Annotated in this window: 22 protein-coding genes, 1 tRNA gene and 2 pseudogenes; 19 read left to right on the forward strand and 6 right to left on the reverse strand. The window is 66.6% G+C overall.

Annotated features, from left to right (window positions below; genetic code table 11):
• The first annotated feature begins 11 nt into the window (after positions 1-11).
• The 3 genes from accC to ACHMXA_RS15545 are packed head-to-tail and all read left to right on the forward strand — an operon-like array spanning position 12 to position 3,576.
• Positions 12-2,060 carry an acetyl-CoA carboxylase biotin carboxylase subunit gene (accC, locus tag ACHMXA_RS15535; protein ID WP_176667542.1) on the forward strand — a complete coding sequence of 683 codons (2,049 nt, stop codon included), beginning with the start codon at positions 12-14 and terminating at the stop codon, positions 2,058-2,060.
• Positions 2,060-3,088: a biotin synthase BioB gene (gene bioB, locus ACHMXA_RS15540; protein WP_395315749.1), complete on the forward strand. Its 1,029-nt coding sequence runs from the start codon at positions 2,060-2,062 to the stop codon at positions 3,086-3,088. Before accC ends, bioB begins: the two co-directional genes overlap by 1 nt.
• The gene (locus ACHMXA_RS15545; protein WP_176667544.1) at positions 3,085-3,576 is read left to right on the forward strand and encodes a VOC family protein; all 492 of its coding nucleotides are present in this window, start codon (positions 3,085-3,087) and stop codon (positions 3,574-3,576) included. Before bioB ends, ACHMXA_RS15545 begins: the two co-directional genes overlap by 4 nt.
• On the opposite strand, the gene ACHMXA_RS15550 is transcribed toward ACHMXA_RS15545, so the two are convergent.
• Complete coding sequence (locus ACHMXA_RS15550) at positions 3,566-4,063, reverse strand: Lrp/AsnC family transcriptional regulator (RefSeq protein WP_176667545.1); 498 nt, start codon at positions 4,061-4,063, stop codon at positions 3,566-3,568. The genes ACHMXA_RS15545 and ACHMXA_RS15550 overlap by 11 nt on opposite strands.
• A gap of 116 nt (positions 4,064-4,179) precedes the next feature.
• On the opposite strand from ACHMXA_RS15550, the gene yedA reads away from it, so the two are divergent.
• On the forward strand, positions 4,180-5,109 hold the full coding sequence (yedA, locus tag ACHMXA_RS15555) for a drug/metabolite exporter YedA (protein ID WP_176667546.1): 930 nt from the start codon (positions 4,180-4,182) through the stop codon (positions 5,107-5,109).
• On the opposite strand, the gene ACHMXA_RS15560 is transcribed toward yedA, so the two are convergent.
• From ACHMXA_RS15560 to ACHMXA_RS15575, 4 genes and pseudogenes are all read right to left on the reverse strand, one after another.
• A complete protein-coding gene (locus ACHMXA_RS15560) occupies positions 5,075-5,713 on the reverse strand; it encodes a LysE family translocator (protein WP_176667547.1) in 639 nt (212 codons plus the stop codon). The genes yedA and ACHMXA_RS15560 overlap by 35 nt on opposite strands.
• A complete protein-coding gene (locus ACHMXA_RS15565; protein ID WP_176667548.1) occupies positions 5,710-6,345 on the reverse strand; it encodes an RnfABCDGE type electron transport complex subunit B in 636 nt (211 codons plus the stop codon). The genes ACHMXA_RS15560 and ACHMXA_RS15565 overlap by 4 nt, the downstream gene beginning before the upstream one ends.
• A 25-nt stretch (positions 6,346-6,370) precedes the next feature.
• Entirely contained in the window at positions 6,371-7,777 is a 1,407-nt protein-coding gene (locus ACHMXA_RS15570) for a polyhydroxyalkanoate depolymerase (protein ID WP_176667549.1), read from the reverse strand.
• Between the two features lie 158 nt (positions 7,778-7,935).
• Positions 7,936-9,133: pseudogene (locus ACHMXA_RS15575) on the reverse strand (amino acid aminotransferase).
• Positions 9,134-9,238: 105 nt separating this feature from the next.
• Here ACHMXA_RS15575 and uvrB point away from each other — a divergent pair.
• From uvrB to ACHMXA_RS15650, 15 genes and pseudogenes are all read left to right on the forward strand, one after another.
• Complete coding sequence (uvrB, locus tag ACHMXA_RS15580; protein ID WP_218088416.1) at positions 9,239-11,356, forward strand: excinuclease ABC subunit UvrB; 2,118 nt, start codon at positions 9,239-9,241, stop codon at positions 11,354-11,356.
• A gap of 235 nt (positions 11,357-11,591) precedes the next feature.
• On the forward strand, positions 11,592-12,128 hold the full coding sequence (gene iscR / locus ACHMXA_RS15585; protein WP_007828186.1) for a Fe-S cluster assembly transcriptional regulator IscR: 537 nt from the start codon (positions 11,592-11,594) through the stop codon (positions 12,126-12,128).
• Positions 12,129-12,219: 91 nt separating this feature from the next.
• Positions 12,220-13,441: pseudogene (locus ACHMXA_RS15590) on the forward strand (IscS subfamily cysteine desulfurase).
• Positions 13,442-13,506: 65 nt separating this feature from the next.
• On the forward strand, positions 13,507-13,929 hold the full coding sequence (iscU, locus tag ACHMXA_RS15595; RefSeq protein ID WP_126018730.1) for a Fe-S cluster assembly scaffold IscU: 423 nt from the start codon (positions 13,507-13,509) through the stop codon (positions 13,927-13,929).
• 1 nt (position 13,930) lies between these two features.
• Positions 13,931-14,272: an iron-sulfur cluster assembly protein IscA gene (iscA, locus tag ACHMXA_RS15600; protein ID WP_395315750.1), complete on the forward strand. Its 342-nt coding sequence runs from the start codon at positions 13,931-13,933 to the stop codon at positions 14,270-14,272.
• Positions 14,273-14,321: 49 nt separating this feature from the next.
• Entirely contained in the window at positions 14,322-14,840 is a 519-nt protein-coding gene (gene hscB, locus ACHMXA_RS15605; RefSeq protein ID WP_176667552.1) for a Fe-S protein assembly co-chaperone HscB, read from the forward strand.
• 4 nt (positions 14,841-14,844) lie between these two features.
• Positions 14,845-16,707 carry a Fe-S protein assembly chaperone HscA gene (gene hscA / locus ACHMXA_RS15610; RefSeq protein ID WP_176667553.1) on the forward strand — a complete coding sequence of 621 codons (1,863 nt, stop codon included), beginning with the start codon at positions 14,845-14,847 and terminating at the stop codon, positions 16,705-16,707.
• A gap of 9 nt (positions 16,708-16,716) precedes the next feature.
• A complete protein-coding gene (gene fdx, locus ACHMXA_RS15615) occupies positions 16,717-17,055 on the forward strand; it encodes an ISC system 2Fe-2S type ferredoxin (protein WP_176667554.1) in 339 nt (112 codons plus the stop codon).
• Positions 17,056-17,134: 79 nt separating this feature from the next.
• Complete coding sequence (dnaQ, locus tag ACHMXA_RS15620) at positions 17,135-17,857, forward strand: DNA polymerase III subunit epsilon (RefSeq protein ID WP_395315751.1); 723 nt, start codon at positions 17,135-17,137, stop codon at positions 17,855-17,857.
• Between the two features lie 60 nt (positions 17,858-17,917).
• Positions 17,918-17,992 (forward strand) — tRNA-Val (locus ACHMXA_RS15625).
• Positions 17,993-18,238: 246 nt separating this feature from the next.
• Positions 18,239-18,361: a stereocilin gene (locus ACHMXA_RS15630; protein WP_395315752.1), complete on the forward strand. Its 123-nt coding sequence runs from the start codon at positions 18,239-18,241 to the stop codon at positions 18,359-18,361.
• 59 nt (positions 18,362-18,420) lie between these two features.
• The gene (locus ACHMXA_RS15635; protein WP_176667556.1) at positions 18,421-19,527 is read left to right on the forward strand and encodes an NAD(P)/FAD-dependent oxidoreductase; all 1,107 of its coding nucleotides are present in this window, start codon (positions 18,421-18,423) and stop codon (positions 19,525-19,527) included.
• A gap of 149 nt (positions 19,528-19,676) precedes the next feature.
• Positions 19,677-19,973 (forward strand): DUF883 family protein, encoded by a 297-nt coding sequence (locus tag ACHMXA_RS15640; protein ID WP_093052316.1) that lies wholly within the window; start codon positions 19,677-19,679, stop codon positions 19,971-19,973.
• Between the two features lie 57 nt (positions 19,974-20,030).
• Positions 20,031-20,576 (forward strand): phage holin family protein, encoded by a 546-nt coding sequence (locus ACHMXA_RS15645; protein ID WP_395315753.1) that lies wholly within the window; start codon positions 20,031-20,033, stop codon positions 20,574-20,576.
• Between the two features lie 4 nt (positions 20,577-20,580).
• The gene (locus tag ACHMXA_RS15650) at positions 20,581-20,745 is read left to right on the forward strand and encodes a hypothetical protein (protein WP_395315754.1); all 165 of its coding nucleotides are present in this window, start codon (positions 20,581-20,583) and stop codon (positions 20,743-20,745) included.
• Between the two features lie 24 nt (positions 20,746-20,769).
• Here ACHMXA_RS15650 and ACHMXA_RS15655 read toward each other — a convergent pair whose 3' ends face one another.
• Positions 20,770-21,855, reverse strand: a complete 1,086-nt coding sequence (locus ACHMXA_RS15655; protein ID WP_176667558.1) for a quinone-dependent dihydroorotate dehydrogenase — start codon at positions 21,853-21,855, stop codon at positions 20,770-20,772.
• Positions 21,856-21,880 lie beyond the last annotated feature (25 nt).

The raw sequence follows: 21,880 nt of genomic DNA on the forward strand, positions 1-21,880 counted from the left end.
AGAAGAAGAACATGTTCAAGAAGATCCTGATTGCGAACCGCGGCGAAATCGCCTGCCGCGTGATTCAGACGGCGAAGAAGATGGGCATCCTCACGGTCGCCGTCTACTCCGACGCCGACAAGGAGGCCCGCCACGTCGAGCTGGCCGACGAGGCCGTGCACATCGGCGCCGCGCCGAGCCGCGAAAGCTACCTGCAGGCCGATCGCATCATCGCGGCCTGCAAGAAGACCGGCGCCGAGGCCGTGCACCCGGGCTACGGCTTCCTGTCGGAGAACGAAGCCTTCGCGCGGCAGGTCGAGGAAGAGGGCATTGCCTTCATCGGGCCCAAGCACTACTCGATCGCGGCCATGGGCGACAAGATCGCCTCGAAGAAGCTCGCCAACGAGGCCCAGGTCAACACCATTCCGGGCTGGAACGACGCCATCGAAACGGCGGAGCGCGCCGTCGAGATTGCGAAGGACATCGGCTACCCGGTGATGATCAAGGCCTCCGCCGGCGGCGGCGGCAAGGGCCTGCGCGTGGCCTTCAACGACAAGGAGGCCTTCGAGGGCTTCACCTCCTGCCGCAACGAGGCGCGCAACAGCTTCGGCGACGACCGCGTGTTCATCGAGAAGTTCGTCGAGGAGCCGCGCCACATCGAGATCCAGGTGCTGGGCGACTCGCACGGCAACGTCATCTACCTGAACGAGCGCGAATGCTCCATCCAGCGCCGCCACCAGAAGGTGATCGAGGAGGCGCCGTCGCCCTTCATCTCCGACGCCACGCGCAAGGCGATGGGCGAGCAGGCCGTGGCGCTGGCCAAGGCGGTGAAGTACCAGAGCGCGGGCACGGTGGAGTTCGTGGTCGGCAAGGACCAGAGCTTCTACTTCCTCGAGATGAACACGCGCCTGCAGGTGGAGCACCCGGTCACGGAGTGCATCACCGGCCTCGACCTGGTGGAGCTGATGATCCGCGTCGCGGCCGGCGAGAAGCTGCCGCTCACGCAGGAGCAGGTGAAGCGCGACGGCTGGGCCATCGAGTGCCGCATCAACGCCGAAGACCCGTTCCGCAACTTCCTGCCTTCCACCGGCAGGCTGGTGAAGTTCCAGCCGCCGGGCGAGACCATGTTCGCGAGCGACACGCAGCACCTGAACGGCGTGCGCGTGGACACGGGCGTGTACGAGGGCGGCGAGATCCCGATGTACTACGACTCGATGATCGCCAAGCTCATCGTGCACGGAAAGGACCGCCAGCACGCCATTGCCCGCATGCGCGAGGCGCTCAACGGCTTCGTGATCCGCGGCATCAGCAGCAACATCCCGTTCCAGGCGGCGCTGCTGGCGCATCCGAAGTTCGTGGCGGGCGACTTCAACACCGGCTTCATCGCCGAGCACTACGGCAAGGGCTTCCACGCCGAGGACGTGCCGCACGCCGACCCCTCGTTCCTGGTCGCGCTGGCGGCCTACGTGCATCGCCGCTACCGCGCGCGGGCTTCGGGCATCAGCGGGCAGCTCGAAGGGCACGGCGTGAAGGTGGGCGAGCAGTTTGTGGTGGTCGAGCTGGGGCACGAGGGCAAGCACGTGCACCACCCGGTCTCGGTGACCGACTTCCACGGCAAGACCGGCGCGAGTTCGGTGACCGTGAACGGCAAGACCTACAAGATCGACAGCAGCCTCGCGCTGGGCGCCATCCGCGTGCAAGGCATCGTCAACGACAGGCCCTTCACCGCGCAGGTGGAGCGCGGCGCAGGCAAGAGCCCGCTGGCGCTGCGCGTGTCGCACGACGGCACGCAGATCGAGGCGATGGTGCTGTCGCCGCTGGGCGCGCGCCTGCTCGAGCTCATGCCCTACAAGGCGCCGCCGGACCTCAGCAAGTTCCTGATGTCGCCGATGCCGGGCTTGCTGGTGGAGGTGGCGGTGCAGCCCGGGCAGCAGGTGCGCGCCGGCGAGAAGCTGGCCGTGATCGAGGCCATGAAGATGGAAAACGTGCTGTTCGCCGCGCAGGATGGCGTGGTGGGCAAGATTTCGGCGAACAAGGGCGAATCGCTCGCCGTCGATCAGATCATTCTGGAGTTCAACTGATGGGTGCCAACGACTTTCAACAAGCGATCACGCCGCACCGCCCCGCCAAGGTCGCGACGCCGCAGGGCCCGTGGTCCGTCGAGGCGATCCAGGCGCTGCTCGACAAGCCGCTGATGGACCTGCTGTTCGAGGCGCAGACCGTGCACCGCCAGCATTTCCCCGAAGGCGACATCGAGCTGGCGACTCTGCTGTCGGTGAAGACCGGCGGCTGCCCCGAGAACTGCGGCTACTGCCCGCAGTCGGCCGAGTTCGACACCGGCGTGAAGGCGCAGAAGCTCATGGAGGTGGAAGAGGTGGTCCGCGCCGCGCAGGCCGCCAAGGACGCCGGCGCCACGCGCTTCTGCATGGGCGCCGCATGGCGCGCGCCGAAGGACCGCGACGTCGAGAAGGTGGCAGTACTTGTCGAGGCCGTGAAGGGCCTGGGCATGCAGACCTGCGCCACGCTTGGCATGCTGGAGCCGCACCACGCGCACCAGCTCAAGGCCGCCGGCCTGGACTACTACAACCACAACCTCGACACCGCGCCCGAGTACTACACCGACGTGGTCGACACCCGCACCTACCAGGACCGGCTCGACACCCTGGCCAACGTGCGCAGCGCCGGCATCAGCGTGTGCTGCGGCGGCATCGTCGGCATGGGCGAGCAGCCGGTGCACCGGGCGGGGCTGATCGCGCAGCTGGCCAACCTGAATCCGTACCCGGAATCGGTGCCCATCAACAGCCTGGTGCGCGTGCCCGGCACGCCGCTGGCCGACTCGGAGCCGGTCGACCCGTTCGACTTCGTGCGCCTGATCGCCGTCGCGCGCATCACGATGCCGACCGCGCGCGTGCGGCTGTCGGCCGGCCGCCAGCAGATGGGCGACGCGGTGCAGGCGCTGTGCTTCATGGCGGGCGCGAACTCGATCTTCTACGGCGACAAGCTGCTCGTCACCGGCAACCCCGACGTCGAGGCTGACACGGTGCTGCTGCGCAAGCTCGGCCTGAATTCGCGCCAGGTGCAGGAGCAGGCGGAAGGGTGCGCCGCATGACTGCCGTCACCGAGCGTCCCTTCAAGGTGCTGGGCATCCAGCAGATCGCCATCGGCGGGCCCGACAAGCTGCGGCTGCAGAAGCTGTGGGTCGACATGCTGGGGCTCGAGGTCACGGGCACCTTCAAGAGCGAGCGCGAGAACGTCGACGAGGACATCTGCGCGATGGGCGCGGGGCCGTTCAAGGTCGAGGTCGACCTGATGCAGCCGCTCGACCCCGAGAAGAAGCCCGCTGTTCACACCACGCCGCTGAACCACGTCGGCCTGTGGATCGACGACCTGCCCAAGGCCGTCGAATGGCTCACCGCGCAGGGCGTGCGCTTCGCGCCGGGCGGCATCCGCAAGGGTGCGGCCGGCTTCGACATCTGCTTCCTGCACCCGAAGGCGAACGACGAATTCCCGATCGCGGGCGAGGGCGTGCTGATCGAGATGGTGCAGGCGCCGCCCGAGGTGGTGGCGGCCTTCGGCGCGTTGGCCGCTACGCGTTGAGCACCTTCCGGATCGGCGGCTTCACGTCCGAACTGCGGGGCGGCAGCATCGGCTGGTGCTCGCGCGCGGGGTTCAGGATGATCGAGGTCGCCGTTTCGGTGAGGATGCAGAACTTGGTGACCACCGCGTCGAGGTGGCTCACGTCGATCACCGCGATCTCGAGGATCCAGCTGTCCTCGCCGGTCACGTTGTAGGCATTGACGCATTCGGGCGTCTCCTGCACCAGCTTCACGACGAGGTCGTAGTCGGCGCGGCCGACGCGGATGACGGCGCGGATGCCATAGCCCAGCTTGCCGAGGTTGACGGTGGCGCGGTAGCCGCTGATGACGCCGGCCGCCTCCAGCTTCTTCACGCGCTCGGTCACGGCCGGCTGGCTCAGGTGCACGCGGCGGCCCAGTTCGGCCATGGTGAGGCGCGCATCGGCCTGCAGTTCGGCGAGGATGCGGGTGTCGTGGGCGTCCAGGGCGGGGTTCAAGGCAAAGTCCATGCAAGTCCTTCAAATCGACGGTGAAGCAGGGGCAGAACCATGAAAACTGCATGGCTGCGGAAGGATGGCTTTCATACCATGACCGGCACCTCGATACCAACAAGAGACACCCTCGCATGCCGACTCTCGCTTCTCCCGCCCAGGCCGCACCCGGCACCACGCGCCCCGGGCTGCCGCCACTGCTGTGGCTCTGCCTTGCCGCCACATGGGTGGTGTGGGGCTCCACCTACCTCGCCATCAAGTACGCGCTGATCAGCTTCCCGCCCTTCCTTCAGATGGGCTCGCGCTTCCTGTTCGCGGGCGTGCTGCTCGCGGCCTGGATGCGCTGGCGCGGCGCGCCGTGGCCGTCGCTCGCGCAGTGGCGCAACGCGCTGATTGTCGGCGCGCTGATGCTGGGCGGCGGCATGGGCGGCACGGCGTACGCCGAGGTGTCGATCGGCTCGGGGCTGGTGGTGGCGTTCATCGCGGTGATTCCGCTGCTGATCGCGCTGCTCAACCTGATCTGGGGTGTTAAGCCGTCGAAGCTGGAAGCGGCGGGCATTGCGCTCGGCCTTGTCGGCGTGCTGATGCTCACGCAGGGCAGCGGCTTTCGTTCGTCGCCCGAGGGGCTGGTGGCGATCTGCATCGCCACAGCCTGCTGGTCGCTGGGCAGCGTGCTGAGCCAGCGCAGCCTGCCGCTGGCGCCCGGCGCGATGGGCTTCGCGAGCGAAATGCTCTGCGGCGGCGTGGTGCTGATGGGGATGGCCGCCGTCTCGGGCGAGACCATGAGCTGGCCGCCGCAGCCCATGGCGCTCGCCGCGTGGGCCTATCTGGTGGTGTTCGGTTCGCTGATCGCCTTCAACGCCTACATGGTGCTGCTGGCCAGGGCGCCGGCCGCGCTGGCCGCGAGCTACACCTTCGTCAACCCGGTGATCGCGATGCTGCTGGGCGTGTGGATTGCCAACGAAGCCGTCACGCGCTTCGAGTGGTACGCCGTGGTTGTGGTGCTAGCGGGCGTGCTGCTGATGCTCTTCAAGCGCCGGGACGGCGCCACACGGCCAGGGTAGCGGCGAGCAGCCACATGCCGGCCGCGCAGCCGCGGTTCATCATCCTGATGCCGCGCTGCGAGAGAAACCGCACGGCCTGCGTGCCGGCGCCTGCGTAGGCCAGCATCACGCAGGTGTCGAGCGCGACGAACACCGCGCCCAGCAGCAGGTACTGCGGGCCCTGCGGCTTCGTGATGTCGACGAACTGCGGCAGGAAGGCCGCGAAGAACAGCACCGTCTTCGGGTTCGACAGCGCCACCGCCAGGCTGCGCACGAGTGCGATGCGCCCGTGCGGCCGCGTTTCGAGCGGCGCCCTGGCCAGCGCGGTGCGCAGGTCGGTCGCCTCGCTGCGCCACAGCTTGATGCCCAGCCACACGAGGTAGACAACGCCCGCCACGCGGATCGCGTTGAAGAGCCATTCCGAAGCCGCCAGCAGCGAACCCAGCCCGAGCGCGACGACGGCGATCAGCGTGATGCTGCCGAGCGACGCCCCGGCAATGCCCCAGCTCGCGCGGCGCATGCCGCCTTCGATGCCGTTGGACAGCGCCAGCAGCATCGTCGGCCCGGGAATCAGGGCCAGCGCGAGCGAGGCGACGACGTAGATCAGCAGGGTGTCGAGCGTCATGGCTTGGCCGCCGGAGGGCGTTTCTGTTGCGAGGCGGCGCGGGCACGCGCCAGTGCCGCCTCGACGATGGAGCGCTTGCGCGCGTCGGCGTCTTGCGGGGCTTCGGGTGCGTCGGCGGCTTCTGCCAGCCGGGCGTCGGTGTTGCGGTGTTTGCCGTGCACCTCGTAGCGGGCGCGCGCGCTGTTGGCCTGCTCGGCCGACCAGGCCTGCCAGCCGCTGAGGCCCGGCGTCTCGACCTCGAGCGAGATGCAGTCCACCGGGCAGACCGGAATGCACAGCTCGCAGCCCGTGCAATGGGCTTCGATCACGGTGTGCATGCGCTTGTTGATGCCGACGATGGCATCGGTGGGGCAGGCATCGAGGCACAGCGTGCAGCCGATGCACCAGGCCTCGTCGATCACTGCCATGGCGCGCGGGCCTTCGGCGCCGAACTGGGGATCGAGGGGCAGGGCGGGGCGGCCGGTGATGCGGGAGAGCCGCTCAATGCCTTCGGCGCCGCCGGGCGGGCACTGGTTGATGCCGGCCTCGCCGTCGGCAATGGCCTGCGCGTAGCCTGCGCAATCCGGGTAGCCGCACCGTGTGCACTGCGTCTGAGGCAGTGCGTCGTTGATGCGTGCGGCCAGTCCGTTCACTTCGCGTTGTCGATGCGCAGCCGCTTCAGCGGGCGGCGCGCTTCTTCGCCGCCACGGTCGCGGTCTTCTTCGCGGGCGCCTTCTTGGCGGCCACGGAAGCGGGGATCTTGCGCCCGGGCCTGACGGTGTCTTCGGCGCCGAGGCCGCCACGGTTGCCGGCGCGGCTTTGCGGCTGGTCGTTGGCCTCGATGAACTTCTTCATCTTCGGATAGACCAGTTCGCGCCAGCGGCGGCCGCTGAAGATGCCGTAGTGGCCGGCACCCTTGACCTCGTAGTGCTCGCGCTTGTCGTCGGCGATGCCGGTGCACAGGCTGTGCGCCGCCTCGGTCTGGCCAGAGCCGGAGATGTCGTCGAGCTCGCCCTCGACGGTGAGCAGGGCGGTGCTGTGGATGTCCTGCGGACGCACGCGCTCCACCTGGCCCTTTGGGTTCTTCACGTCCCAGGTGCCGTTGACGAGATCGAACTCCTGGAAGACGGTGCGGATGGTCTCGAGGTAGTAATCGGCGTCCATGTCGAGCACGGCGTTGTACTCGTCGTAGAACTTGCGATGGGCCTCGGCGCTGGCGTCGTCGCCCTTGATCAGGTCCTTGAAGTAGTCGTAGTGGCTGCTCGCGTGGCGGTCGGGGTTCATCGCCACGAAGCCGGTGTGCTGCAGGAAGCCGGGGTACACGCGGCGGCCTTCACCTGGGAAGCCCTGCGGCACGCGGTAGATCACGTTGTTCTCGAACCACTCGAAGCTCTTGTTCATCGCGAGGTTGTTCACCGCGGTGGGCGACTTGCGAGCGTCGATGGGGCCGCCCATCATGGTCATGGTGAGCGGCAGCGGCTCGCCGCGGCTGGCCATGAGCGACACGGCCGCGAGCACGGGCACCGTCGGCTGGCACACGCTCACCACGTGGCAGTTGCCGTATTCGGCCTGCAGGCGGCGGATGAACTCCTGCACGTAGTTGATGTAGTCGTCCAGGTGGAACTCGCCTTCCGACAACGGCACCAGGCGCGCGTTCTTCCAGTCGGTGATGTAGACCTTGTGGTCCTGCAGCATGGTGCGCACGGTATCGCGCAGCAGCGTGGCGTAGTGGCCCGACAGCGGCGCCACGACCAGCACCACGGGCTGGCTCTTGAGCGTCTTGAGGATGTGCGGCTCGTCGGTGAAGCGCTTGAAGCGGCGCAGCTCGCAGAAGGGCTTGTCGAGCTCGACGGCCTCCTGGATCACGACTTCCTTGCCCTCGACCTTGACGGACTTGATGTTGAACTCGGGCTTCTCGTAGTCCTTGCCGAGGCGGTAGAGCAGGTCGTAGCTCGCGGCCATGCGCTGGGCCATCGGCAGCTGGCCCCATACGGCGCCGGGGCTGTAGAGCTTGGAGGCCGCCTGGGCGAAGTCCGAGAACGGCTCCATCAAGGAACGCTGGGCTTCGTAGAGTTGATAGAGCATCGCTGGAGTTGGAGTGGAATGTTGCGGTGCAATATATCAGTGCATCCGCGGCGTTGCAGGAGGCACTAACCCCTACATCGAGCCGTTGCCAGAGCCCTTCTGCGAAGAAGTGTGAAGGAATCGTCGCCTGGGCGGATTCCCTCACACCTTGCTGTCACCTAGATGACTTTGGCGATCGAGGCGCAGACGTGCCCGATGTTCTTGCTGTTGAGCGCGGCCACGCACATGCGGCCGGTGTCGGTGCCGTACACGCCGAACTCGTTGCGCAGGCGGACCATCTGGTCCTTGGTGAGGCCCGAGTAGCTGAACATGCCGATCTGGGTGGTAATGAAGCTCATGTCTTCCTTCACGCCGGCGGCCTTCAGGCCGTCGACCAGCGCCTGGCGCATGGCCTTGATGCGCACGCGCATCTCGCCCAGTTCCTTTTCCCACAGGGCGCGCAGCTCGGGGTTGCCGAGCACCGCTGCCACCACTGCGCCGCCGTGCGTGGGCGGGTTGCTGTAGTTGGTGCGGATGGCGATCTTGAGCTGCGACAGCACGCGGCCGGCTTCTTCCTTGTTCTCGCACAGCACCGACAGGGCACCGACGCGTTCGCCGTACAGGCTGAAGCTCTTGGAGAACGAGGTCGAGACGAAGAAGGTCAGGCCGGCTTCGACGAACTTGGCGACGGCGGCGCCGTCTTCCTTCAGGCCGTAGCCGAAGCCCTGGTAGGCCATGTCGAGGAAGGGCACCAGGCCCTTGGCCTTGACGGCGGCGACGACCTGGTCCCGACTGGGCCGCGGTGATGTCGTAGCCGGTCGGGTTGTGGCAGCAGGCGTGCAGCACGACGATGGTGCCGGCGGGGGCTGCGTTGAGCGCGGCCAGCATGCCGTCGAAGTTGACGCCGCGCTTGGCTGCGTCGTAGTAGGGGTAGCTCTCGACTTCGAAGCCGGCGTTGGTGAAGAGGGCGCGATGGTTTTCCCAGCTCGGGTCGCTGATCAGCACCTTGGCGTTGGGGTTGAGCTTCTTCAGGAAGTCGGCGCCGACCTTCAGGCCGCCCGTGCCGCCGATGGCCTGGATGGTGGCGACGCGGCCGGAGGTGACGGGTTCGCTGTCGGCACCGAAGACCAGCGCCTTGACGGCGTTGTCGTAGGCGGCGATGCCGTCGATGGGCAGATAGCCGCGCGCGGTGGGCGCTTTCATCATGTTCTGCTCGGCCGCCTGCACGCACTGCAGCAGGGGCAGCTTGCCGTTGTCGTCGTAATAGACGCCGACGCCGAGATTGACCTTGTTGGGGTTGGTGTCGGCTGCGAATTGTTCGTTGAGGCCGAGGATCGGGTCGCGCGGTGCCATTTCGACCGCGGTGAACATAGACATGGAAAGGTCCTTTGGGATGAAAGCTGCGCTGCAACCGGATGTGGCTTTATGCTTTCCGGTTGCCTTGAATTTTACCGGCGCGAGCGCCACCTGTCGGGAACAGCCATGCCAGAGAACAACGAAGCCATAGCAGACCTGAAGAAACTCGACCCGATCGGGCCGGCGAAGCAGGGCGAATTCGTCAAATTTCCCGGCTCGCCCTTCGAGCTCTACCAGCCCTATCCGCCGGCCGGCGACCAGCCTGCGGCGATCGAGGGGCTGGTCGAGGGCGTGAAGGACGGCGAGTCATTCCAGACCTTGCTGGGCGTCACCGGCTCCGGCAAGACCTTCACCATGGCCAACGTGATCGCCCGCCTGGGCCGCCCGGCCATCGTGTTCGCGCCCAACAAGACGCTGGCAGCGCAGCTCTACAGCGAATTCCGCGAGTTCTTCCCCAAGAACGCCGTCGAGTACTTCGTCAGCTACTACGACTACTACCAGCCCGAGGCCTACGTGCCCCAGCGCGACCTGTTCATCGAGAAGGACTCGTCGATCAACGAGCACATCGAGCAGATGCGCCTGTCGGCCACCAAGAGCGTGCTGGAGCGGCGCGACACGGTCATCGTGGCCACGGTGAGTGCGATCTACGGCATCGGCACGCCCGAGGACTACATGGAGATGCGGCTGATTGCCCGCGTCGGCGACAAGGTCGGCCAGCGCGACCTGATCTCCCAGCTGATCCGCATGCAATACACGCGCAACGAGCAGGACTTTGCGCGCGGCACGTTCCGGGTGCGCGGCGACACCATCGACGTGTTCCCGGCCGAGCACAGCGAACTGGCAGTCCGCTTCGAGCTGTTCGACGACGAGATCGAGTCGCTGCAGCTTTTCGACCCGCTGACCGGGCGCATCCGGCAGAAGGTGCCGCGCTTCACGGTGTATCCGTCGAGCCACTACGTGACGCCGCGCGACAAGGTGCTTGCGGCGGTGGAAACCATCAAGATCGAGCTGGCCGATCGGCTCAAGGAGCTGGTCGGCGCCGGCAAGCTGGTCGAGGCGCAGCGGCTGGAGCAGCGCACGCGCTTCGACCTCGAAATGCTGTCGGAAATCGGCCACTGCAAGGGCATCGAGAACTACACGCGCCACCTTTCGGGCGCCGCCCCTGGCGACCCGCCGCCCACGCTGACCGACTACATGCCGAAGGACGCGCTGATGTTCCTCGACGAGAGCCACCAGATGGTCGGCCAGCTCGGCGGCATGTACAACGGAGACCGGGCGCGCAAGGTCACGCTGGTCGAGTACGGCTTTCGCCTGCCGAGTGCGCTGGACAACCGCCCGCTCAAGCTGGAGGAGTTTGAGGCCCGGGTGCGGCAGTGCATCTTCGTGTCGGCCACGCCGGCGCAGTACGAGAAGGACCATGCCGGCAATGTGGTCGAACAGCTGGTGCGGCCCACCGGCTTGATCGACCCCGAGGTCGAGGTGCGCCCCGCCACGCACCAGGTCGACGACGTGCTGGGCGAGATCCGCACGCGCGTCGAGAAGAACGAGCGCGTGCTGATCACCACGCTGACCAAGCGCATGGCCGAGCAGCTGACCGACTACCTGGGCGACAACGGCGTAAAGGTGCGCTACCTGCACAGCGACGTCGACACGGTGGAGCGGGTGGAGATCCTGCGCGACCTGCGCCTGGGCACCTTCGACGTGCTGGTGGGCATCAACCTGCTGCGCGAGGGGCTGGACATTCCGGAGGTCTCGCTGGTGGCGATCCTCGACGCCGACAAGGAAGGCTTCCTGCGCGCGGAGCGCTCGCTGATCCAGACCATCGGCCGCGCCGCGCGGAACCTGAACGGCAAGGCGATCCTGTACGCCGACAGGATGACCGATTCGATGAAGAAGGCCATCGGCGAGACCGAGCGCCGCCGCGCCCGGCAGATCGCCTACAACGAGGCCAACGGCATCACGCCGCGCAGCATCGTCAAGCAGGTGCGCGACCTGATCGACGGCGTCTACAGCGAAAAGAGCGGCAAGGAAGCGGCCAAGCTCGACCTGGAGCGCGCCAAGGTCGAGGACATGAGCGAGAAGGACATCGCCCGGGAAATCAAGCGGCTCGAAAAGCAGATGCTGGAGCACGCCCGCAACCTCGAATTCGAGAAGGCGGCCCGCGTCCGCGACCAGCTGGCGCTGCTGCGGGAGCAGGCTTTCGGAGCGTCCGGCGGCGACAACATCGCCGGTCTGGCGCAGTAAGCCGGACGTTCGCATCTCCCTGCGAAACCCGCGCTGGGGTTTACCCGAGCAGGCCTCGGGGGCTTCTGTTATACTTGAGCGAAATACTCAACAACAAAGAGAAGAACTTCGCGATGAAGGACCGACTCCTACCGGCTGGTTCACCAGCGTCAGGGGTCGGGCAGGGCGGAGACGAAGTCACCGCGGTCCTGGACCACGGTGTCGTTTCAACGGTAAGCACTTGAAGGAGCTTGCGATGCGTCTCACTACCAAAGGCCGTTTTGCGGTCACAGCAATGATCGATCTGGCGTTGCGTCAGAACACCGGTCCGGTCACGCTGGCCGCGATCAGCCAGCGGCAGCAGATCTCGCTGTCGTATCTCGAACAGCTGTTCGGCAAGCTGCGCCGTCACGAGCTGGTCGAGTCGACCCGTGGCCCCGGCGGCGGCTACAGCCTCGGCCGCAAGGCCGCGGACATCACCGTGGCCGACATCATCGTTTCCGTCGATGAACCCATCGACGCCACCCAGTGCGGCGGCAAGGAAAACTGCCTCGGCGAAGCCGGCCGCTGCATGACCCACGAGCTCTGGGCCTCGCTGAACCAGCGCATGGTCGAGTTCCTCGACTCCGTCACGCTGCAGAAGCTGGTCGACGACCAGATCGCCAAGGGCGTGCAGATCGAGAACAAGCCGGTCGTCAAGCGCGCCATCTCCGCGCAGCCGGTGGTCAAGCCGATTCGCGTGAACGCGCCGAATTCGGTGTTCGCGCTCGGGAACGCATTCGCGAAGTCCTGAAAGCGCTGAGTCAGAGTTCCGGCGGCGCCTTCGGGCGCCAGCCTGAGCAGCCCAGATCAAAGAACAACCCCCACGCCAGCACGAGCCAGCCATGGACGTAACTCCTCATTTCCCGATCTATCTCGATTACGGCGCAACGACGCCGGTCGACCCGCGCGTGGTCGACGCCATGATTCCCTGGTTGCGCGAACATTTCGGCAACCCGGCGTCGCGCAGCCACGCATGGGGCTGGGAGGCTGAAGAGGCGGTCGAGAAGGCGCGTGGCCAGGTGGCGGAACTGATCAACGCCGACCCGCGCGAGATCGTCTGGACCTCGGGCGCCACGGAGTCGATCAACCTCGCCCTCAAGGGCGCGGCCAATTTCTACAAGGGCAAGGGCAAGCACCTCATCACCCTGAAGACCGAGCACAAGGCCGTGCTCGACACCATGCGCGAACTGGAGCGCCAGGGCTTCGAGGTCACCTACCTCGACGTCGAGGAAAACGGCCTCGTCAGCCTGGAGAAGCTCAAGGCGGCGATCCGCCCCGACACCATCCTGGTCAGCGTGCTCTTCGTGAACAACGAAATCGGCGTGATCCAGGACGTGGTCTCCATCGGCAACATCTGCCGCGAGAAGGGCATCGTCTTCCACGTCGACGCTGCCCAGGCCACCGGCAAGATCGACATCGACGTCACGAAGCTGCCCATCGACCTGATGAGCCTGGCTTCGCACAAGACCTACGGCCCCAAGGGCATCGGCGCGCTGTTCGTGCGACGCAAGCCGGCGCGTGCGCCTGGAGGCGCAGATGCACGGCGGCGGCCATGAGCGCGGCATGCGCTCGGGCACGCTGCCTACGCACCAGATCGTCGGCATGGGCGAGGCCTACCGCATCGCCAAGCTGGAGATGCACAAGGACATCGAACACGCGCGCCGCCTGCAGAAGCGCCTGCTCGACGGCCTGAAGGACATCGAGCAGGTGTTCATCAACGGCGACCTCGAGCACCGCGTGCCGCACAACCTGAACATGAGCTTCAACTACGTCGAGGGCGAGTCGCTGATCATGGGCATCAAGGGCCTGGCGGTGTCGTCGGGTTCGGCCTGCACCTCGGCCAGCCTGGAGCCCAGCTATGTGCTGCGCGCCCTGGGCCGCAGCGACGAGCTGGCCCACAGCAGCCTGCGCATGACCATCGGCCGCTTCACGACCGAAGAAGAAATCGACTACGCCATTTCGACCATCAAGCACAACGTTGCCAAGCTGCGCGAGCTGAGCCCCCTGTGGGAGATGTTCCAGGACGGCGTCGACATCAGCACGATCCAGTGGTCGGCCCACTGACGCGACGAGCGACAGCTCAGGCCCGCACCAGGCACCACGATTGAACAAAGTTTGAGAGGTACACCATGGCATATTCTTCCAAGGTCATCGACCACTACGAAAACCCGCGCAACGTCGGCTCCTTCGAAAAGGGCGACGACTCCGTCGGCACCGGCATGGTCGGCGCACCGGCCTGCGGCGACGTGATGAAGCTGCAGATCAAGGTCAACCCCGAAACCGGCGTGATCGAAGACGCGCGCTTCAAGACCTACGGGTGCGGCTCGGCCATCGCCTCGTCGTCGCTCGTGACCGAATGGGTCAAGGGCAAGACGCTCGACGAAGCGGCCGCGCTCAAGAACGCACAGATCGCCGAAGAACTGGCGCTGCCGCCGGTGAAGATCCACTGCTCCATCCTGGCCGAAGACGCCATCAAGGCAGCAGTGAACGACTACAAGGCCAAGCACGGCGTCAAGACCGAAACCGGTGCCGCTGCCGAAGCCGTCCACTGACATGGCCGTCACGCTGACCGAAGCCGCTGCCCGACATGTCACCCGCTACCTCGGCAAGAGGGGCAAGGGGGTGGGCGTGCGGCTGGGCGTGAAGACCACGGGTTGCTCGGGCCTGGCCTACAAGCTCGAATACGTGGACGAACTGACGCCCGAGGACGTGGTCTTCGAAGACCACGGCGTGAAGGTGCTGGTCGATCCGAAGAGCCTTGCCTACATCGACGGCACGCAGCTCGACTTCGTGCGCGAGGGCCTGAACGAGGGCTTCAAGTTCAACAACCCGAACGAGCGCGACCGCTGCGGTTGCGGGAAAGCTTCCGCATCTGAACTGATGCGCCGTCGCTGACTGCGACCACAGCCGCCAACATGTCATGTGCTGGCGGTTTTTTCTTGCCATGAACCTGAACGATACCGACTTTCAACTGTTCGCCGTCCCCGCGACCTTCGCGCAGGACCGCGCCGTGCTTGACGCGCGCTGGAAGGAACTGCAGCGAGAGGCCCACCCGGACCGCTTTGCCGCGCAGGGCGCCGCGGCGCAGCGCGTGGCCATGCAGTGGTCGGTGCGCATCAACGAGGCCTACCAGCGGCTGAAGGACCCGATTCGCCGCGCCAGCTACATCTGCGAGCTGAACGGCGCGCCGCTGGAAGCCGAGAACAACACCGCGATGCCCCCCGATTTCCTGATGCAGCAGATGGAATGGCGCGAGTCGCTCGACGAGGTGACGGACATCGCTTCGCTCGAAAAGCTCCACGCGGAGGTCGAGGCCGGCCGCACGCGCGCGCTGTCGTCGCTCGACTGGCTGATCGACGAGAAGGGCGACTACCCCGCCGCAGCCAAGCAGGTGAGAGCCCTCATGTTCATTGAGCGCTTCGCACAGGACGTCGAAGCCAGGTTCGATCAGTTGGGACAATAGAAGCATGGCTCTTCTCCAGATTTCAGAACCCGGCCAGGCGCCCGACCCGCATCAGCGCCGCATCGCCGTGGGCATCGACCTCGGCACCACGCACTCGCTGGTCGCCTCGGTACGCAACGGCGTGGCCGAATGCCTGCCCGACGAAAAGGGCCGCCTGCTGCTGCCTTCGGCCGTGCGCTACCTCGAAGGCGACCGCCGCCAGATCGGGTACGACGCGCTGGCTGCGCGTGCGCAGGACCCGGCCAACACCATCACCTCGGTAAAGCGCCTGATGGGCCGCGGCCTGGCTGACATCGCGAACCGCGAGTCGATGTCGTACCGCATCGGCAGCGGCGACGGCGGTATGGTCAAGGTGCAGACGCTGGCGGGTGAGAAGTCGCCGGTCGAGATCAGCGCCGAGATTCTCGCCACGCTGCGCTTCCGTGCGGAAGACACCTTCGACGACGAGCTCTACGGCGCCGTCATCACCGTGCCCGCGTACTTCGACGAAGGCCAGCGCCAGGCGACCAAGGACGCCGCGCAGCTCGCCGGCCTCAACGTGCTGCGGTTGATCAGTGAGCCGACGGCCGCTGCCATCGCCTACGGCCTGGACAACGCGAGCGAGGGCGTCTACGCGGTCTACGACCTTGGCGGCGGCACCTTCGACATCTCGATCCTGCGTCTCACGCAGGGCGTGTTCGAGGTGATCGCCACCGGCGGCGACTCGGCCCTCGGCGGCGACGACTACGACCATGCGCTGGCAGATTTCGTGCTCGCGCAGACCGGCTTGCAAGCCGGCAGCGATGCCGACAAGGCTGCGCTGCTCGTGGCCGCCCGTGCCGTGAAAGAGGCCCTGACCGATTCGGAAACGGTCGTGTTCAAGGCCGAGGTCGCAGGCAAGACGATTTCGTTCGACGTCACGCGCGAGCAGTTCTACGCCGCCACCCAGCCGCTCACCGACCGCACCATCGCCGCCGTGCGCAAGGCGCTGCGCGATGCGAAGCTCAAGGCGGAAGAGCTGAAGGGCATCGTGCTCGTGGGTGGCTCCACCCGCATGCCGCAGGTCCGCCGCTCGGTCGCCGATTTCTTCGGCCGCGAGCCGCTGGTCAATCTGAACCCTGATGAAGTCGTCGCGCTGGGCGCCGCCATCCAGGCCAACCAGCTTGCCGGCAACAACGGCGCGGGCGAACTGCTGTTGCTCGATGTGATCCCGCTGTCGCTCGGCATCGAGACCATGGGCGGCCTCGTCGAGCGCATCGTGCCACGCAACCAGACCATTCCGACTGCGATGGCGCAGGACTTCACCACCTACCAGGACGGCCAGACCGCGCTGGCGCTGCATGTGGTGCAGGGCGAGCGCGACCTCGTGTCCGACTGCCGCAGCCTCGCGCGCTTCACGCTGCGCGGCATTCCGCCGATGGCGGCCGGCGCGGCGCGTATCCGCGTGACCTTCACGGTCGACGCCGACGGCCTGCTGAGCGTGAGCGCGAAGGAGCAGGCCAGCGGCGTCGAGGCCAGCGTGGCGGTCAAGCCCTCGTACGGCCTGTCGGACGACCAGATCGCGACCATGCTGCAGGAGAGCTTCTCCACCGCGCAGCAGGACATGCAGGCCCGCGCGCTGGTCGAGGCGCGCGTCGATGCCGACCGCATGCTGCTGGCCACACAGAGCGCGCTCGATGCCGACGGCGACCTGCTGAGCGACGAAGAGCGCGCGGCCATCGACGCATCGATGGCCCGGCTGCGCGAAGCGGTCAAGGGCAGCACTGATGCGGCAGCCATCGAGGCCGCCACCAAGAAGCTTGCCGACGACACCGAAGCCTTCGCCGCACAGCGCATGAACGCGGGCATCGCGCGCGCGCTTGCCGGGCGCAAGGTCGAATCCCTCTAGAACAACGACATGCCCACGATCAAGATCTACCCGCATCCCGAGTACTGCCCCGAAGGTGCAGAAATCACCGCGCCCGCCGGCACCTCGATCTGCGAGGCGCTGCTCGACAACCACATCGACATCGAGCACGCCTGCGAGATGAGCTGCGCCTGCACCACCTGCCACGTGATCGTGCGCGAGGGCTTCAACTCGCTGAACGAGGCGGAAGAGGGCGAGGAAGACCTGCTCGACCGCGCCTGGGGACTGGAGCCGCAGTCGCGCCTGAGTTGCCAGGCGATCCTGGCGCAGGAGAATGTGACGATCGAGATCCCCAAGTACACGATCAACCACGCCAAGGAAAACCACTGATGAGCAAGGAGTGCATGAGCGCCGCGCCGGGCCGCCCCAAGCAAGCTCGCACCGCAGTGCGAAGCACGGAGGTACTCCAATGACCCGCCAGATCGTCCTCGACACCGAAACCACCGGTCTCTCGGCCGAGAACGGCGACCGCATCATCGAGCTCGGCTGCGTGGAGCTGTTCAACCGCAAGCTCACCGGCAACGACCTGCACATCTACTTCAACCCCGAGCGCGAGAGCCATGAGGACGCGCTCAAGGTCCACGGCCTGACGACTGACTTCCTGCGCGACAAGCCCAAGTTCGGCACGCTGGCCAACGACATCGTCGAATACCTGCGCGATGCCGAGCTGATCATTCACAACGCAGCCTTCGACGTCGGCTTCCTCAACAAGGAATTCGAGCGCGCGGGCCTGCCGCCGCTGCGCACCTTCGTCAGCGAAGTGACCGACACGCTGGCGATGGCCAAGCAGGTGTACCCGGGCAAGCGCAATTCGCTCGACGCGCTGTGCGACCGCTTCGGTGTCGATCGTTCCAACCGCACCTTCCACGGCGCCAAGCTCGACGCCCAGCTGCTGGCCGACGTCTACATCAACCTCACGCGCGGGCAGGACGCGCTGCTCATCGACGTGGCTGCTGCCGAGCCTGTGCAGGGTACTGCCGTGGTGGCCGTCGACCTGAGCCAGTTCGAATTGCCGGTCATCGTGGCGGCCGAGCACGAGCTGACCGCGCACGAAGCGGTGTTGGCCCAGCTCGACAAATCTTCTGGTGGCCGCACACTGTTTCGCCAGAATGACGAAAAAGCTGTGGCATAATCTAAGTCTTCGCTGAACGCGATACACAATTCAAAGCAACGCAATCGAATGCGCTGCTTTGGGCGGTTAGCTCAGGGGTAGAGCACAGCATTCACACTGCTGGGGTCGGAGGTTCGAAGCCTCCACCGCCCACCAAATCAAAAAGCGACCTGGATTTCCAGGTCGCTTTTTTGTTTTCTGCGCCGATATTGTCTTCGTCGTTTACTTCGTCGTGCCGAACGTCGGAGCTTCGGCTTGCATCGCGGCAAACAAGCAGTGCGCGGCGTGTCCGCACCGCCTGAGCAAGCCCACAGTGTCGGCACGCACCGACGGCAGGTGCAGCCGTGCGCTGTCGACTTTCCCGTGGCGGTGATCTAGAACCAGAGGGAAAGGAGCACAGCCATGGCCACTCATCCCGATGTTCCCCCGCCCGTTGCACCGGATCTTCCTGTCGAGCCCGACGAAGGGGCCGAGACCTCGCCAGACGAACCCACCGACCCCGAGCCGCCGCCGTCCGTGCAGTGAGGGGGCGCGGCGGGGGGCGAAATCCACGACCCGTACGCGAGCCGCGCTAAGCTCGCGCGATGGATGAAATCGATTGCGCCGTCATCGGCGGTGGTGTGGTGGGACTGGCAGTGGCGCGCGCCTTGGCGCTCGCTGGCCGGGAGGTGCTGGTGCTCGAATCCGAAGGCGGCATCGGCACGGGAACGAGTTCGCGCAACAGCGAAGTCATTCATGCCGGCATCTACTATCCGCAGGGTTCGCTCAAGGCCAGGCTCTGTGTCGAAGGCAAGGAACTGCTGTATGCCTATGCGGTCGAGCGGGGCGTGCCGCACCGGCGCTGCGGCAAGCTCATCGTGGCGACATCGCCCGAGCAGGCGGGGCAGCTCGAGGTCATCCGGGCGAAGGCTGCCGCGAACGGTGTCGACGACCTGACGCTCATCACCGCGCAGCAGGCCATCGGGATGGAGCCACAACTGCATTGCGTGGCGGCACTGCATTCGCCGAGCACCGGCATCGTCGACAGCCACGCGCTCATGCTGAGCCTGCTCGGCGACCTCGAGAACGCTGGCGGCATGCTGGCGCTGAAATCGCCCGTATTGCGTGCCGAGTGCGATGGTGGCGCCATCGTGCTGTTGGCTGAAGACGGCACGGCGTTGCGTTGCCGCAGCGTGGTCAACGCAGCCGGTCTTGGCGCTCCCGCGCTGGCCCGGCGTTTCGAGGGGCTGCCGCCTGCCGCGGTACCGAAGGAATACTTCGCCAAGGGAAACTACTTCACCCTGTCGGGGCGCGCACCGTTCGGGCGCCTCGTCTATCCCGTACCGGAGCCGGGCGGGCTGGGCGTACATCTCACGATCGACCTTGGCGGGCAGGCCAAGTTCGGGCCCGATGTGCAGTGGGTGTCCTCGCCCGACGACCTCGTGGTCGACCCCGCTCGCGGCGACAGCTTCTATGCCGAGGTACGCAAGTACTGGCCCGCGCTGCCCGACGGCGCGCTCATTCCGGGCTATGCGGGCATGCGGCCCAAGATATCCGGCCCCGGCGAGCCCGCGGCCGACTTCATGATCGACGGCCCCGCGTCGCACGGCGTGCCGGGGCTGGTCAATCTCTTCGGCATCGAGTCGCCGGGGCTCACGAGCAGCCTGGCCATCGGGCGCCACGTGGCAGCCCTGCTGGCCGACAGCCGATGAGCCCCATGCGGGCGATGGAGCGTATTGCGTGCCAAAAGCTGCACATCTGTCGCGCCCGAGGGTCTTTTGTGCCTGTAACATGACAGGACGCCATTTGCGGCGCGAAGCCGCCGGCGCGGTGCCGGTGTCATCACGGAGGAAAGTTTCCAATGAGTGCATCCCAAAATCTTGAAGCAGCGGCCGAAGACATCGCGAGCGACGTGCGCGGCGTGCTGGCGAGCAAGGACCTGGATTCGGTTCCCCACATCAAGGCGCTGCGCCAGCGCATCGACACCAAGCTGGCCATCGCGCGCGAACTCGCGGCCGAGAAGAGCAAGCTCGCGGCCAAGAAGGCCCGCGAGGCGGCAACCTCCGCCAACGCCTACGCCCACGACGAACCATGGCAGATCGCCGGTGCCGCACTGGCCGTCGGCGTGCTGGTGGGCTTGCTGCTTGGCCGCCGCTGACCTGAACACGCATCGCAGCAGCATTGACGTCAGCCCGGACATGAGGGGAGGCAGCGCATGAGGCTGTCGTCCCTGTTCGGATTGAATGCCCGGATCCGCCGGCTGCGCATTGCCGCGGCAGAAGGCGCGCTGGCCGTCGAAGACCGGGTGCAACTGCTGCGCATGGCCTGGGAGGACGAGAAGCAGCGCCTCAAGCTGATGCTTCTCCTCGCACTGGCGGTGCTGGGACTGACCACGGTCACCGTGGCCCTGCTGTCGGTGGCGGTGGTGGTGAACTACTGGGACACGCCGTACCGCATCACGGCCGCGTGGTCGGTGGCGGGTGTCTGGATCGCGCTCTGGCTGGCCGCCGCCATCGGGCTGCTTCTGACGCTGCGCAATGCATCCAACGGCTTCCTGCCTGCTCGCCAGGAATTCGAGCGCGACTGGGCCTGGGCCCAGGAGCGCTTCGGACTGGGCAAGGATCCGGCGGACGATGAGGAAGAGGCACCGCGCCGGGTCCGCAGGCCAGTCACTCGCGAAGAGCTGCTGGCGCGCATGGAGCTTCAGCGCCTGCGCATCGCGACGATGCAGGGCGGGCGCGAGACCCCGGCCCGCCAGTGACGATGTGCCTCCGCCCAACGAGTCGGCCGCGGCTGCCGCACTGCGCATCGCGCGTGCGCATCCCGTGGCAACCGGCGTCGTCGCGGCTGCCGCCGTGGTCGTGATCCGGCCGAAGCGGCTGCTGCGCTGGGCCGCGGTCATTGCGCCAGTGCTCTGGCGCATGCGCTGAGAGAAGAAGAGAAAAAGAAGGCGCTCAGGCCTTGTTGCCGCGATCGCGCAGCAGCGCCTGGGCCGCTTCGCGGACCAGCGCCGGGCCGCGATAGATCAGTCCGGTGTAGATCTGCACGACGTCCGCACCCGCGGCGATCTTCGCCTTGGCATCGGCGCCGCTCAGAATGCCGCCGACCCCGATGATCGGAAAGCCCGTGCCCAGTGCCGCGCGCAGTTGGGCGATCACGCGGTTGCTCGCCTCGCGCACTGGCGCTCCAGACAATCCACCCGCTTCCTCCGCATGCGGCAGGCCCTTGACCGCGTCGCGCGCGAGCGTGGTGTTGGTGGCGATCACGCCATCCATGCCGTGGCGCTTGAGCGTGGCGGCGATGACCGCGACCTGCGCTTCGTCCAGGTCCGGCGCGATCTTCACGAACAGCGGCGAGCGCTTCTCGTGGCGCGCCGCCAGCGCCTCGCGCCGCTCGGCCACGGCACCGAGCAGTGCATCGAGCGCCTCGTCGCTCTGCAACGAGCGCAGGTTGGCGGTGTTCGGGCTGGAGATGTTGATCGTCACGTAATCGGCGTGCGGGTACACGCCGTCGAGGCAGGCCAGGTAGTCGTCGACCGCGCGCTCGATGGGCGTGGCGGCGTTCTTGCCGATGTTCAGGCCCAGCAGCATCGGCGATTTCGCACCCCGGCCGCCGCTCTTGCGGAAGCGTGCTTTCTGCACGTTGGCCAGGAAGGCATCCAGCCCCTCGTTGTTGAAACCGAGCCGGTTGATCAGCGCCTCGCGCTGCGGCAGGCGGAACATGCGCGGCTTTGGGTTGCCCGGCTGCGCCTTCGGCGTGACCGTGCCGACCTCGACGAAGCCGAATCCCATGGCGGCGAAGGCGTCGATGCAGCGGGCGTTCTTGTCCAGGCCGGCCGCCAGGCCCACGCGGTTCGGAAAGCTCAGGCCGGCGAGCTGGACCGGGTCGTCGACGCGTGGTGCCGAGTAGGCGCAGGCCAGCGGGGTGTTCTGGGTGCGCGCCAGCCCGTCCAGCGTGATTTCATGGGCATGTTCGGGGTCGAAACCGAACAGGAAGGGGCGGGCCAGGCCGTAGAGCGAGGAGGGCATCAGCAGGGGCATCGGATAATTCGGGGCTTCAATGAGC

Source organism: Variovorax sp. UC74_104 (genome assembly GCF_044055375.1).
Classification (GTDB): Bacteria; Pseudomonadota; Gammaproteobacteria; order Burkholderiales; family Burkholderiaceae_C; genus Variovorax.

Bases quoted from the DNA above. Each gene is read 5' to 3' on its own strand.
- accC (WP_176667542.1), top strand. From the start codon at position 12: ATGTTCAAGAAGATCCTGATTGCGAACCGCGGCGAAATCGCCTGCCGC.
- bioB (WP_395315749.1), top strand. From the start codon at position 2,060: ATGGGTGCCAACGACTTTCAACAAGCGATCACGCCGCACCGCCCCGCC.
- ACHMXA_RS15545 (WP_176667544.1), top strand. From the start codon at position 3,085: ATGACTGCCGTCACCGAGCGTCCCTTCAAGGTGCTGGGCATCCAGCAG.
- ACHMXA_RS15550 (WP_176667545.1), bottom strand. From the start codon at position 4,063: ATGGACTTTGCCTTGAACCCCGCCCTGGACGCCCACGACACCCGCATC.
- yedA (WP_176667546.1), top strand. From the start codon at position 4,180: ATGCCGACTCTCGCTTCTCCCGCCCAGGCCGCACCCGGCACCACGCGC.
- ACHMXA_RS15560 (WP_176667547.1), bottom strand. From the start codon at position 5,713: ATGACGCTCGACACCCTGCTGATCTACGTCGTCGCCTCGCTCGCGCTG.
- ACHMXA_RS15570 (WP_176667549.1), bottom strand. From the start codon at position 7,777: ATGCTCTATCAACTCTACGAAGCCCAGCGTTCCTTGATGGAGCCGTTC.
- uvrB (WP_218088416.1), top strand. From the start codon at position 9,239: ATGCCAGAGAACAACGAAGCCATAGCAGACCTGAAGAAACTCGACCCG.
- iscR (WP_007828186.1), top strand. From the start codon at position 11,592: ATGCGTCTCACTACCAAAGGCCGTTTTGCGGTCACAGCAATGATCGAT.
- iscU (WP_126018730.1), top strand. From the start codon at position 13,507: ATGGCATATTCTTCCAAGGTCATCGACCACTACGAAAACCCGCGCAAC.
- iscA (WP_395315750.1), top strand. From the start codon at position 13,931: ATGGCCGTCACGCTGACCGAAGCCGCTGCCCGACATGTCACCCGCTAC.
- hscB (WP_176667552.1), top strand. From the start codon at position 14,322: ATGAACCTGAACGATACCGACTTTCAACTGTTCGCCGTCCCCGCGACC.
- hscA (WP_176667553.1), top strand. From the start codon at position 14,845: ATGGCTCTTCTCCAGATTTCAGAACCCGGCCAGGCGCCCGACCCGCAT.
- fdx (WP_176667554.1), top strand. From the start codon at position 16,717: ATGCCCACGATCAAGATCTACCCGCATCCCGAGTACTGCCCCGAAGGT.
- dnaQ (WP_395315751.1), top strand. From the start codon at position 17,135: ATGACCCGCCAGATCGTCCTCGACACCGAAACCACCGGTCTCTCGGCC.
- ACHMXA_RS15630 (WP_395315752.1), top strand. From the start codon at position 18,239: ATGGCCACTCATCCCGATGTTCCCCCGCCCGTTGCACCGGATCTTCCT.
- ACHMXA_RS15635 (WP_176667556.1), top strand. From the start codon at position 18,421: ATGGATGAAATCGATTGCGCCGTCATCGGCGGTGGTGTGGTGGGACTG.
- ACHMXA_RS15640 (WP_093052316.1), top strand. From the start codon at position 19,677: ATGAGTGCATCCCAAAATCTTGAAGCAGCGGCCGAAGACATCGCGAGC.
- ACHMXA_RS15645 (WP_395315753.1), top strand. From the start codon at position 20,031: ATGAGGCTGTCGTCCCTGTTCGGATTGAATGCCCGGATCCGCCGGCTG.
- ACHMXA_RS15655 (WP_176667558.1), bottom strand. From the start codon at position 21,855: ATGCCCCTGCTGATGCCCTCCTCGCTCTACGGCCTGGCCCGCCCCTTC.